Annotated in this window: 6 protein-coding genes and 1 pseudogene; 1 reads left to right on the plus strand and 6 read right to left on the minus strand. The window is 67.0% G+C overall.

Features of this window, described 5'->3' with window-relative positions:
- Positions 1-15: 15 nt before the first annotated feature.
- The 4 genes from C3486_RS00295 to C3486_RS00310 form a co-directional block, all read right to left on the minus strand.
- Positions 16-1,821, minus strand: a complete 1,806-nt coding sequence (locus C3486_RS00295; protein WP_258052505.1) for a tetratricopeptide repeat-containing protein — start codon at positions 1,819-1,821, stop codon at positions 16-18.
- A 1,073-nt stretch (positions 1,822-2,894) separates the two neighbouring features.
- Positions 2,895-5,522, minus strand: a complete 2,628-nt coding sequence (locus tag C3486_RS00305) for an RNaseH domain-containing protein (RefSeq protein WP_181138387.1) — start codon at positions 5,520-5,522, stop codon at positions 2,895-2,897.
- Entirely contained in the window at positions 5,522-8,857 is a 3,336-nt protein-coding gene (locus tag C3486_RS37085) for a hypothetical protein (RefSeq protein WP_181138388.1), read from the minus strand. Before C3486_RS37085 ends, C3486_RS00305 begins: the two co-directional genes overlap by 1 nt.
- A gap of 17 nt (positions 8,858-8,874) precedes the next feature.
- Positions 8,875-10,077, minus strand: a complete 1,203-nt coding sequence (locus C3486_RS00310) for a hypothetical protein (RefSeq protein ID WP_146074928.1) — start codon at positions 10,075-10,077, stop codon at positions 8,875-8,877.
- A 642-nt stretch (positions 10,078-10,719) separates the two neighbouring features.
- On the opposite strand from C3486_RS00310, the pseudogene C3486_RS00315 reads away from it, so the two are divergent.
- Positions 10,720-10,923, plus strand: a pseudogene (locus C3486_RS00315) (NUDIX hydrolase); the annotation flags it as partial.
- Between the two features lie 82 nt (positions 10,924-11,005).
- Here C3486_RS00315 and C3486_RS00320 read toward each other — a convergent pair.
- Both C3486_RS00320 and xdhC read right to left on the minus strand, forming a co-directional pair.
- The gene (locus C3486_RS00320; RefSeq protein WP_103830444.1) at positions 11,006-11,509 is read right to left on the minus strand and encodes a nucleoside deaminase; all 504 of its coding nucleotides are present in this window, start codon (positions 11,507-11,509) and stop codon (positions 11,006-11,008) included.
- Between the two features lie 585 nt (positions 11,510-12,094).
- Positions 12,095-12,907 (minus strand): xanthine dehydrogenase accessory protein XdhC, encoded by an 813-nt coding sequence (xdhC, locus tag C3486_RS00325; protein ID WP_103830445.1) that lies wholly within the window; start codon positions 12,905-12,907, stop codon positions 12,095-12,097.
- Position 12,908 lies beyond the last annotated feature (1 nt).

Below are 12,908 nucleotides of genomic sequence, written 5' to 3' on the forward strand. Positions count from 1 at the left end.
CTGGAACACCGGTTGCTATAGATCACGGTGCGCAGAATGATCAGTCTTCATTCGTGGCCCGCGGGGTGGATCAGGGGCCGGCCGTCGCGCCCTCAGACGCTTGCGCCACCGATTCCACCATCGTCCGCTGCTCAGACCTCTCCAGCGTTGCGGACGATCGGCTGCTGATAGGGCGTCGGGGTGGCGGGTGCCCAGGGCTTTCTCGCGGTCGGCGAGGACACGTTCCAACAGAGAGGTGGCCTTTAGCGTCTTGCCTGCCCGCCAGTACGCGATGGCGAGGTTGGCCCGACACGCGATGGTCGTCGGGTCCTCACGGCCCAACAATCGTTCACGTACCGCGAGGGTGTCTTCCAGGAGGGCGATGGCATCGTCGATGCTCTTACAGCCGTACAAAGGTGTGGGCTTGTCGACCCGGATGGTCTCTGGGTGGTCGGGTTCGAGTATCTGTTCGCGATACGGGAAGTCCTCCCGCAATAATGCGAAGGCATCCTGATCGCGATCGTCGAGGAGATAGGCCATAGCGAGTTCCCGTCGGGCAAGGAGGGTCTTGGGGTGGGCCCGGCCCAGCAGCCGCTCGCTTGTGGCGGTCAATCGCTGCCAATAGGGGACCGCCGCGGAGGCCAGGCCATGACCGATCAGGCTGCGTCCGGACCAGCGCAGAAGATGGTGGCCTCCCACCTCCCACAACAAATCCCCCGCGCACCCTTCGAGGCTGTCGATATTGGTCTGCACCACGGCGCTCTCGTCACGTTCGTGTCGATGGGACCCCAGCCATAGCTCGGTCAGTGCGTCGGCGGCAGTCTTGACCACATTCGGCAATGCATCGCCGGGTGTGTATTCGCGCATGGCGCGAGCGGTCAGTGCGTGCAGTCGCACGGCGCGGGAGCCGGCCTGTGCATCGTCGACTATGAGGCCGTAGCGATGCAGGAGCCGCAGTACCGCCCGAGCTTGGGAGGGGTCGACGGCACTGGGCCCGTCAACTGAAGATGACGCTGCACGCTGGGCGTTCAGGTAACGGATAACGGCCCTCCCCGCCCACAGGGAGCGGGGGTGCCCGGCAGGGTCCAACATGGCGGCCAAGCGCAACGCCGGGATCGCGAGGCCGACGGGCTCGCATGTCTGGGCTACATCCAGCGAGAGCAGAAGGGCTGCGGCCACCTGTCGCCCGTATCCTTCGGTGTCCGCGTGGCGTGGGAACAACTCGTCCAGGCGGGCGCTGCTGTGGGTGAAACGGTGCAGGTAGTCGGCGCAGGGCACGTCTTCATTGATCATGTAGGCGGCGGCGTGCGACAGCGCCAGCGGTAGATATCCCAGCGTCTTGGCCAGCGTGTTCGCCTGGGTGTCCAGCAGATGGGCGGCGTGAGCGGTAGTGAGGCGTTCACGGAGGTAGGTGTCGGCTTCTTCTGCGCTATAGGTCTCGATGTTCACCACTGCCCGGCCGCCGCCTGACAGTATTGCGTCGTGGCGGCGGGTCGTCGCCAGAACTCGGCCGCGGCCAGAAGCTGACGGCGGCGGCCACCACGGTTGCATCGCGTCGGGGTCGGTTATGTCATCGAGAATGACTAGCCACGACCGCGGAGTAACTGCTAGCCAGTGGAGGAAGGCTCGGGCGTTTGCTATGGCGCTCTCATCCTCCACGAATCCCGGGACGTTCACGAGGTACGCGGCTTGGGCATAGCGGGTGGTGACCTGCTCGGATTCACTTGCGTCGACCCACACCACGAGCTCCACACCGTCGGCCAGCGCCTGATGGGCATAGGCTGCGGCCAATTGTGTCTTGCCCACGCCGCCGCCTCCGGAGAGGACCTGAGTGAGCACCACCGTGGCATGGTCAGCTCGAGCTTGATCGATTTGGTCACGCACTGCGGCTCGGTGCTGAAAGGCCGATGCCAGCGTAGGAACTGATCCCAGCCGAGCCGGCCACTCCACCACTCGCCGAGCAGGAGGTGCGACCGTCAGATGGCTGACGTGGCCGCTGATGGCCACCGAATGAGCGGCCGAAGCGGTGGCGTTCCCCGATCTTTCCAGTCGTACTCCTGCCTCGGTATTCACGGTGTGTGGCTGAGGACCGTGATAACCGCTTATCGCCGTGCCGCCGCTTTCGGCGAAAGCGTCACCGGTTTGATTGACGTTGACCGACTGCGACGGACCGTCGTCGCTGGCCAAAGTGCGGGCTGACCGCCACGCCCGACGCCACTTCATCGCCTATCTTTCCATTGAGCTGTCACCGTGGCAGTCCTACTCAGGTGTAGTCGATCCCGGTGCCAGCACTGCTGCCTGGGCCGCGGGCGATGGCGTCGCCGGTCTGTTCCGCGCGGGCCGCTCCGCTGCCCGTGCCGCCCGGGCGGCGTATGCCCGTGTGGGCCTTGCCCCCGTTGCTTGCCTCTGCCCGCCCCGACCGCATGACCACGTCCCGCGGCTCAGTCGGTTGAAGCCACGCCCACACCAAAGCGCCCACTCCGGTAGCGGCCTGGACTGAGGCTCCCACCAACTGGCCGGCATCCGGCCCGTCGAGCAACCAGACCACCGGGGTCGAGACGATCCCCGCCACGGCGCCAACTAACACCGCGGTTCTCCATCTTCTTGACACGCACGACCCTTTCCCCCGGTTCCCGCCCTGTCGCCTGACGGCTGGATGGCAACAGCACTGTATGACGTCACCCTGGGCAACGACAGTTCCATGATGCCCCCACCTCCCACCCGAAGTAACGAGTCGCTTTTTCGCAGCGCTACGACCAGCATGTCCGGATGAGCGGGGCGACTGTCGACCACGTGGCCGGGTAGGCCCAGCCGCTTCATGGAGTCGGCCGATACACGACGGATGACATTAGGTCGCTCGCACAGTGGCTCCACTCGCTTGCCGCCTGAGGGTCCTGCGGGCCTCCAGGTCCAGCTCACACGAGGTACTCATCCATGAGTTCCGCAAGGTGCATGAGAGCCGGCCACTGGGTGTCGTTGGCCGTGTGGGTGTAGGAGCGGCGCTGGGCCTGTACGTACATGGCAAATTCGGCCGGGTCGTCGCAGTCTTGCAGGAAGGCCGGAACGATCTCGAGCGGACGGGGGTTACTGACGGACCAGGAAGCGTTCTGGGGCTGGGCCGGATCGAGTTTCGTGATGCCGAGAGGCGTTTGGTTCTGGTCCGAGCGGGGGTTGACGCCGTAGAAGGCAGTATCGCTGATTCGGGCGAGTCCGGAGAATCGGCCGCTGCCGGGTGCACGCCGTTGGTGCTCTTCGTCCCACGGGACGCCGAAGAGGTGGGGGACTGCGTCCCCGTCTGCAGCCTCGCGTACCCGGATGATCCGCAAGCCGGGATGATCGCCGGGTTTCCGGTGCGCGGGTACGGCATCAGGCTCTTCGAATCGGGTGCCTGGGAGTTGCAAGGCGTTCGGGGTGAGGTGGGCGTCCTGGAGCCAGGGCCAGAGTTCTCTGCGCCGGAGGACGGCAGCACGTGCGAGGAAGACCCGGTCGGTGGTCGAATCCAGTGCCAAAGCCTGGATGATGAAGTCTGTGACGGCGCGGTAGTTTCTGGCGAGATGGATACGGCCGCGGCCGGCGGTGAGTGCCTCGGGGAGCTCGGTAAAAGGGAGCTCGGTTTCGTCGCGCTGGCAAGGGGTCGGCATGAGCTGGGCCATGGTTTCCTGCCCCGGTCGCATGCGGATGAGCATGGGGACATGCCGACCGTCAGGGGCGCGTGAGATCCACACGGTGGACAGTTCGAAGGGGCCGGTGACACTGTGCGGAGTCGGGATGTCGGAAACGTGACCGACCTGGCGCAGCGCGTCCAGGACGGAGGATGCAGCCCGCTCGATGTCGCTCACGCGGTGATCGGTGCCGCCGAGCATCTTCTGCTTGCTGCCAGATGCGGGGGCTGGACGCACGGGGCGCATGCACTGCACACGTCGGCCGAGGGCGGGAAGCGTCTTCTTCAGAAGCGGCTTGGGGTCGCCCTGCCGTGTACGCAGGAAGAAGTCGCCGTCTTCGAGTTCGATCACCGCGGCACGGAGTTCGGGGGAGCGAGGAAACGCCGCACCGATGTGCCGGGCCCGTTCGGCGGTGGCCTGTTCGTTCTCGCTGCGCCGCACCGCCGGAACATCGCCCTCGGAGCGGGGAATGCCACCGACGAGATCACCGGGGTCGCGGTGGTGGACAGTGACAGTGAAGGGTCCCGTGTATGTGACCGGGGCGCCCGGCATTGCGGTGCCATCTGACGCGTTGAGGCCCAGCTTGTGAGTGAGAGCGAGGTGGAGGGCCTCCTGCGTCCGCGGGGAAGTGGTCCAGTGCTCCATCTGGTAGTGACGTCCGGGCGTGACTTCGACCGGATGAAGGGCTTTGGTTTTGGTGCTCGCCTTGCTCGTTGTCCTGGCGGGGATCAGCCCAAGCGGGGCGAGCACGGGGACAAGAGCATCGAAGACTTCCAGATGGTCGATGGGCTGGTAACCGGGTTCCGCCGGGTGTCCGGCGGTGCGTCGGCGTCCCTTCTCGCCCGCGTCCGGCTCGGCAGGGAGGTAGTACTTCATCCCGTTGCTGTGCACCGCGTATGCCGCCACCGCGGTCTCGCTGCTTTCCGCAGCAGTGCTGGGGGCAGTGCGAAGAACGTCGGGGTTGGGGTAGCGATGGCGTGTGAGCAGGGCCAGCAGCCTGCTCACGCCGGGCGACCACTCCCAGCGGGCTTCATCACTGCGTCCGAGGACGGTGGCCGACGCCCGCACCAGCATGCGACGTTCCGTCGAGGTCATGAAGCCGGAGTCGGCGTGCAGCAGCACGGTGACGGTCGCCGGGTGCGCGCCGCGGCGCGGTACATAGGCGGACGGGAGTGACGCGAAGCGGGCCATGTGAAGGTCAGCATGGATGCGTACCTGGGCTTCGCCGGGGACCGTCTCCAGGTGGAATTCGATGTACGGGGTGTACATGCCTGTCGCACCGTCACGGTCGGTGAGAGGAGTGGGCGGACCGAGGTAGACGGCGCGTCGGCCATCGCTGCGAGTAGGGCCGAGCCACGCCTTGTAGTGGTGACCACGCAAATGGAGTCCGGAGCTGGTGACACGCTCGGCGAGCAGGCTGGGCAGTAGCTTGAAGACGGCGTCCCCGGGGCTAGCGGTTCCGTTGGGGTGGAGCTTGTGGTGTGCGAGATCGGTGTCGTGCGGCTCCCAGACGAGTGGGTGCTCGCCGAGGATCTCCGGCCAGTCGAGTTCCGGCAGGTGCGGGGCCACGTCCGTGGCGGCCCAAGCGGCGACGGCGAGGTGGAAAGGCATGTCGACGGGGGCGGTGGCCCGGAGGTACTCCGGTTCGTGCAGGTTCCAGTGAATGGAACTGATACGCGGGTCGAGGAGCTGCGCGATCTGGCTCAGTGAGCTGGAGGGCAGGTTACCGGGGTCCTTGCGCCGGCGAGGCAGGGAGGCCCAAGCGGGTTCGAGGCGCTTGAGCCATTCTGCGGGGCAGGCGGCCTTATAGCCCTGGACGGGTAGGTGCGCGTGCTCGTCGAAGACGAAGACTGCAGCTTGCTGGCGGCGGTAGGTGGGCATCAGCGTCCCCAGTCGAGAGTGTCGTAGAGGTGTCCGGCAAGGCCCCAGCAGGCCTGGCCCAGTTCGTAGCGCAAACGCTCCTCGGGGCCCGCCGTGGCGGATGGCTCTGTAAGAAGCTCGCGCAGCATCGTGCGTGCAGCGACGAGAACGCTTGTGCGTTCGGTATCGGCAGCGGTCTCGTCCAGTTGAGCGGCACGGGGCGCGAACGCAGCGTCGCAGAGGTAGATGAGAACCGGCTCGTTGCCGCGGATGCCTCGTCCGCTCGTCTGGTAGGTGGAGTTCAGCAGGTTGGAGGTGAAGGCATCCCGGTGGACTTGGTCCGTGAGGCGGCTGAAGAGGATCGGCTGCCCGAAGTGACGCCATGTCCTGCGTGCCCCATGACGCAGACGCAGGGCGAGGTCGACAGCGTCCATGGCCGGGTCGGTGAGATCGTTCGGCTTGTTGAGCCGGCGCATGGCATCCGCGCCCAGCAGAGACAAGACGAACGAAGCGTCATCGGCTGGTGGGTGGATGCGAACGAGGTAGAAGATCGCTCCCAGGGCCGCGACCCGGCGGGCGTTGAGGATGTTGTGACCGCGCTGAATGGCTCCCTCGGCGGCGACGAGGATGTCCGCGCCGCTGCGCGGGAAGGTGGAGGCCCTGCGGCGAATCAGCCCGTAGGGGCCGGGTTCATCATGATCGCGGACCACGTGCATAGCCTTGTACGGAGTCTTGTGGTTGACGTAGTCGGCGACAGTCTGGGCATCGCGGGTGCTGAGCACGACGAACAGGACCTGCTGGCGGTCGCTGGCCAGATGCTGGCGGACCTGGTCCAACAGGGATACCGGGGCACCTGGACGTGGCACGCAGACGGAGGCCGTTACCTGCATCAGGGCTTGCTCACGGCGGGCCCGGTCGCCACCGGTTCCGGAAACGAATACCGGCGCGGCCTCGGTGGTGCGCCCTGGTCGCAGGTGCATGCGACTGGCGAGGAGCGCTGCCCGGGCTTTCGCCGGGGTGCGCAGGACGAGCGAGACCGGGAGGTCGATGTGGTATTTCGGAGACGTCGGCAACCACGAGGTCGCCGAGGTGAGGATGACATGGGGCCCATCGATGCCTTCGGGGGTCAGCAGGTCGTGTAGGTGGTGGAGCAACCACCGTCCGACACCGCGCAGCCAGACCAGGTGCAGGGCGCCGCTGTCGCCAGCGGGGTTGGGTTGCCACTGCAGCGCCATGAGATTTCCGGCCGGCTGCTCCGGCACGAAGGCAAGGAGGTCCTTCGGCGGCTGCTCACCAAGGAAGCTCAGATCCTCCGGAAGCCGCAGCACCTCGGCGACAGCTGGGTAGAGCTTGCCCATCTCGAAGAAGGAGGCGGTGATGCGGGCCGCCCAGATGCCCGCCTGGAGGAGTCGGACCCGCGCGGCCTCTGCCTCGGTGGTCTCGCTTTCGTAGTCAGTGTTTTCGCCCTGCGCATCGATGGCTTCCTGCGCGAGACGGGGCGACTCATCGTCGTTGCCGATTCCGGGCATATGTGCGCGGATCCATTGCAGCGCAAGGTTGTCGGGGTCGGTTCCGGTGTCGTGAGCGGCGGTCATCGCGTGGAGCAAAGGGGCGGAACCCTCGGAAGGCTCGCTGAATGGTTGGGAGGACAGCGGTTCGAGGAACTGCTCGAAGAACTCCTTCGCCGCGTCCTCGCGGTCGGCGTTGTGATGGAAATCCTGCCGTTCGCCGAGCCCGTGCATGTCACGGGCGAGTCGGAAGAGAACGGAGTGACCGGTGAACGGGCCTTCGGCCAGCAGCGTGCGTAGAGACTCCCCTTCGGGGGCGACCAGTAGCTGGTAGAGACGGACCCGAGCCTGTCCATGTCGCCGTTCGAGTTCCTCGAACTTTTGAACTCTCGGATTCTGCAGGGGCATGTGCCAGTTCCGGTCGAGACCGTCGGCGATGCCGTGCCGGGTGCGCGTGCTCCAGCCACTGTCCGGATCAGTCAGGACCTCATGCTGCAGGAATGCCTCGTCGAAGGCGCGCTGGACATCGTCGGCCTCGTCGACGAAAAGGAAGTCCAGGTCGTGCTGGAAGCGCTCCACCACCCTCATGGCGGCGTCCGACCAGGCCGCCCGGGAGAAGACAAGTCCTGCGGGTGTTGTGATCTGCACCTGCGCGGTATCCAGCTCGTTGTCGGCGCGCTGGCGAGGACAGACCGGGAGAAGCGGACAGTCGCACCTACCGCGCTGCCCCACGACCTGAAGCGCGTTTCGGCAGGGCCGTTCCCCCTCTTCCAGCGGATCTCCCCCGATGAGCGGATCGAGCAGGCATACATCGACGGCGAAGCGTGCGGCAGCATCGGGGTGGTCCGGGAATGTGGATTCGCCGTCCTGGAGCAGACTGCGCCAATAAGCGGCGACGTGTCGGGTCCGCTCGCCCTGCCCGATCTTCGGTACGGCGTCGATGCCCAGGGCTCGGAGAAGTGAGGTCTTGGCGAAGCTGTCCCCGACCGAGGGCAAGACGTAGCCGCCTCGCATCCCGCGGTTCACGGCGAGCACGGTCAAGCCGTCCAGTAGTGTCGATTTGCCGGAGTTCATGAGCCCGACCGAGTGCATGGTGCCGTCGACTTCGAAGCGCGTGCAGTCGTCCCTCAACTGCCCTGTCGCCGGGTTTGGAACGGCCATGTCCAGGTCACGTAGACGACCGGCAAAGTCTCCGTTGAGGACGTGCGGGTGATGGACCAGGCGCCGGTCCATCTCCTCCCCGGTGCTCACGAGCTCATGGCGTGTGAACGAGAACACTTCCCGGGTGCGTGCGGTGGAGGGCGGAGCCGGCACCGGCGCCTCGCCCGGATTGATCCATTTGGGGATGTGTACGGATTCCGTCGAGCCGTCGGTGCGACGGAAGGTGCACGCAGCGCCGGGCGGGACCGGGCGGCGACGGGTCTCCGTCCTGTACGGCACAGGTTCCTTGAGGGCCTGCCGGTAGGTGTCGTGACGGCCCACGAGGTAGGGCGACGACTTTGGAGTGAACACCGTGGAAGGACGGACCTGGCGCCCGGGGGGTTCCGCCCGTTCGAAGCCACGGATCTGCGCCGGGAGCTGGGCGTACGCATCAAGAGTGCGCAGGAATTGGCCCGAGCGCGCCATGTCACCCATCAGCAACCGCAGCGCCCGCACTTCACGCTCTAGGCCAGGCCGAGGGGAGACGTACGTGGACAGCACCGGCCACAGTGCACCGACCCCCTGGCCCGGCATGTGATCGGCCAGGAACGTCAGTCCGAGCTCCAGCTGGCACAGCTCACGTGGCAGCAATGGGCCGAGGTACGGGCTGACGGAGTCGTCTTCGAGCTCTTTGATCAGGCTGGCCATCCAGCTCCTGATGTCCCTCATGCTCGCTGCCCTGCTTGCCTGGATCGTTCGATGACCCGGTGGATGAAGGCGTCCTCGTCGACGATCTCCAGGCCGTTGACCCGGCCATCCAGTTCACGGCTCAAGTCGGTGAGGTATGCGGGTGTCGCACGGTGTTTGGCCACGACGAGGAATCTTCGAGTGGCACGCAACTGGTAGTCACAGTTGAAGCGCCGGCCCAGCAGCGTCGCGCTGACGCAGTCCTTCGCATCGAAGAGCCAGCATTCGTCCGAAGCGGAGCCAGGCCGATGGAACCATACGGCGCCATCCCAGGAATCCAGCCCGGGATATTCCTCCAGGCGCACGAGGTCATGCGGCAGCTCGGTGATCCCGTCGAAGAGCCGAGCTTCGACCAGCCCCGCGTCGTGGTGGAAGCGGCGAGTGGCGCGATGTTGGACCCAGTAGCCCTCTAGGGTCCGCAGTTTCCGCTGTATGGCGCTCCCGCGGCACCCCGGGACCGCACAGGGACTGTTCACGCCGGGCATCGGATTGCCGCACGCGTCACAGACTCGCAGTATGGCGCCCGCGGGCGCGTGCTGAAACCGGTACGCGACGCGGATCAACTCTTTGAAGTGCGGTTCGCCGCTCGCGCTGGTGCCTGGCATCCGCTGCGCGCGCCGGAGCACGTCCAGGTCACTGAGGACTGGTTCGCGGATGTGCATCAGGCGGAGCTCGACGTATGCCCGCTGTACCTCCGCCTCGGTGCGTCCGTTGGCCTGGGCGGTCGCAAGCAGTTGCGCGAAGATCTGATTCTCTACAAGCTCGGCCTCCACATCGGCCTTGGCCGCCAACGCTGCCGCCTGTTCGGAGAAGCCAGACAGCTCGCCGCCCTCCAGCAGCGACTGATCCTGGTCAGCCTCGGACAGAGCCAGCCGCACCGGCCAGTCGCGCATCGGGCGTCGGCACGCGGCGAACACGTCCAGATCGTCTTGGGGCCAGTTGGCGGTCTGATGGTGACCGGCCCACCACAGTCTGGTGAACCCGGTGCGCCAAGCACGCGGCAACAATCCCGCATTCGGGTCGCGACTGCCGGGTACCTGCTCCGCCGGGCCCTGCTGCCGGTCGAGCCGGATCTTTGCCAGCCCTGCGCACAGCAGCTCGACGGTGAGGTAATCATCAGGACAGACATCCCTCATACCGCTGTGACGCGGCGTTTCCGATGCCTGGGGCGAGATCGTCACGGGCGACAGGAATACCGCGTTCCGAGTTCAACAGTCGGCTGACTGTCATGCTCTGAAGGACGCCGAGAGGTTGTGGGCCTGGTCCGGAGCCTCTCCGGGCGCCGAAAAGATTCGCACTGTCGATAATGCTGCGCGGTTGACGTCGTACCTTCGCTCGGGGCGAGAGGGTCACGCAGCTTCTCGGCAGTTTGCGGTCATCCAATGCCGGATCTCGATCGGCGAGAAGCGGAGCTGTTGGCCGATGCGGAAGCTAGGGATGTTTTCCTTCGCATGATTGTCGTATACCCAGGAAGTCGGCTTCCCGAGGAAAGTCGCCAGGGCAGCAACGTCCCAGAGTGGCTCATGCATCATTCTTCGCTTACGTGTGATGACGGGTGCAGGTGGCAACTTAGGGATGGATGGCGGCCGCACCAAATGGTAGGCATGCAGCCTGGTGGCGTCTTCTCGGGTGCACGTGTGACGGGAGTGACGCGGCGCGCCCCTGGAAGCTCAGCACGGATCCAGCACGACGCACCCGAACGGACCGGAACGGGCGGCAGGGGAAGTCAGCACGGAGTCAGCACGGGCGGGCTTGGGCTCACTCGGTCCAGAGTGAGCCCAAGCTGCTGACCTGCATGTTTGTCAGTCGTGTGGGCGTCTGTTAACGGAGGCTTCGCGCAGATCATGGACATCTGCTTCCTCTGCCGCGCCACGGGCGGCGAGGCCCGCGTCAACGACGACGAGTCGCTGGAGGTCGGCTGGTTCGAGCGGGACGCGCTGCCTCCGCTGGAGGCCTTCGCGCTGGACCGCATCAAGCGGGCCACGGAGGAGGCGCCCACGTGGTTCCAGGGCATCGACGAGTCCTGAGCCGGACCTCCTGAGAGGCCACCGGCCGCACCGGCCGCCCCGGGGTCTCCGGAGCGGCCTCCCCGTCGGCCCGCCCGCTGGGTCAGTAGGCGATGCGGTCCGCCTTGGCCAGCCACGCGTCGAACGGGGCCGTGCGGTTGGGCAGGTCCAGGCGCTGGACCGCCATCGGCCACTCCGAGGAGGGCTTCTTCTCGAACAGGTCGTAGAACTTGCGGTCGTCGAAGCCGGCCACCGCCGCGTCGTGCCGGTCGGCAGCGAAGACGATCCGGTCGACGCGTGCCCACAGCGAGGACGACAGGCACATCGGGCACGGCTCGCACGAGGTGACCAGGGTGCAGCCTTCGAGCGAGAAGGTGTTCAGCGCCCGGCAGGCGGCGCGCAGCGCGGTGACCTCGGCGTGCGCCACGGGGTCCAGGGTCGCGGTGACCTGGTTGTTGCCGGTGGCGACGACCTCGCCGCCCTTGGCGACCAGAGCGCCGAAGGGGCCGCCGCCGTTGGCCACGCTGGCGGTCGCCAGTTCGATCGCCTGCTGCATCCAGGTGTTCTCGAGGTCCTGGACGCTGGGCTCCTGGGCGTGAACGGTCATGGTGGTGCTCCTTCGCTGAGAGCGGGGTGGTGGGTGTGGGATGCCGGTGCGGGGCAGGCCGCCGCGTACGGGACGAGGCAGCCGGACGGGGCAGTCGGTTTCCGTGCTGAGGGGAAGCAGGTCAGGGCGTCGGCGGGGGAGTGGACGAGGGGTGCCGGCGGGAGGAACGGCTCGCGGTGTGGGCGAGGATGCTGCGGTGACCCATGGCTTTCCCCCGTGTGCGGCAAGGTGTCGGAAAGGCCGAGCAGGGCGGCGGCCCGAGGGCGGCGTGTGCCCGAGCTTGATGGCACGTGCCCTGCGACGGCGTAACTGGCGATAAGTACACCGCCGGCCGACCGGGTCCAGCCAGGCATGGAAGGCATGAAAGCGCGCGTCCGCCGGAACGCGATCTTCGTCGTTTCCTACGAGAGCCGCACCGGCTCCGGGACGTCGGGAAACCCCACTGAGCGCGGATGCCCGGTCGCCTGCGTGCGGACACACGAAACGGCCATCGCACGGCTCCCGGGCCGGTGGAGGCCGGGGCCGGCGCGATGGCCGTCGTCGTCGGTCGGTGTGATCGGGGCGGAGGCCGCCCGCCGGCACCGCTCAGCGGCGGTCCCGCTCGAAGGTCAGGAGCAGGTCCGCCGCGACGCTGACCGCGATGGTGGCGGGTTCCTTGCCGGTGATCTCCGGGAGGCCGATCGGGGTCTTGATCCGGTCGATGGTGGCGTCGTCGTGGCCGCCCTCGGTGGCCAGGCGCTTGCGGAACCGTGCCCACTTGGCCGCCGAGCCGATCAGCCCGATCGAGCCGAGCCCGGGAGTGCGCAGGGCGGCGTCGCACAGCGCGGCGTCCTCGGCGTGGTCATGGGTCATGATCAGCACGTGGGTGCCGGGGGCCAGCTCCTCCAGTACTTCCTCCGGCAGCAGCGGGGTGTGGTGCACGTGCACCTGTGCCACCGCGTCCCCGACGACCGCAGCGAGGCGCTCGTCCGTGAGCATGTCGGGCCGGGTGTCGATCAGGTGCAGGTCGAGGTCGTGGCGGGCCAGGATGCGGGCCAGCTCGAAGCCGACGTGCCCGACGCCGAAGACCGCCACCGCCGGGACCAGCGGCAGCGGTTCCAGCAGGACGTTGACGGTGCCGCCGCAGCACTGCACGCCGTGCTGGTTGCTGACCTTGTCGTTGAGGGCGAAGTCCATCAGCTCGGCCTCCGGGGCCGGGGCGGCGAGCAGCTCGCGCGCCCGGTCGATCGCGACGGCCTCGATGTTGCCGCCGCCGATCGAACCCCACGTCTCGGTCCGGCCCACCACGAGTTTGGCGCCGGCCTTGCGGGGCGCATGACCGCGCACGGTCGCGACGGTCACGAGCACGCCGGGTTCCCGGCGGGCCCGCAACCGCGCGACCGCGGCCACCCAGCTCATG

The sequence above is a fragment of the Streptomyces sp. Ru73 genome (assembly GCF_002920575.1).
Classification (GTDB): domain Bacteria; phylum Actinomycetota; class Actinomycetes; order Streptomycetales; family Streptomycetaceae; genus Streptomyces.

What these genes read in the sequence shown, in the direction of transcription:
- C3486_RS00305 (WP_181138387.1), bottom strand. Translation starts at nt 5,522, where the DNA reads ATGCCCACCTACCGCCGCCAGCAAGCTGCAGTCTTCGTCTTCGACGAG.
- C3486_RS37085 (WP_181138388.1), bottom strand. Translation starts at nt 8,857, where the DNA reads ATGGCCAGCCTGATCAAAGAGCTCGAAGACGACTCCGTCAGCCCGTAC.
- xdhC (WP_103830445.1), bottom strand. Translation starts at nt 12,907, where the DNA reads ATGAGCTGGGTGGCCGCGGTCGCGCGGTTGCGGGCCCGCCGGGAACCC.
- C3486_RS00320 (WP_103830444.1), bottom strand. Translation starts at nt 11,509, where the DNA reads ATGACCGTTCACGCCCAGGAGCCCAGCGTCCAGGACCTCGAGAACACC.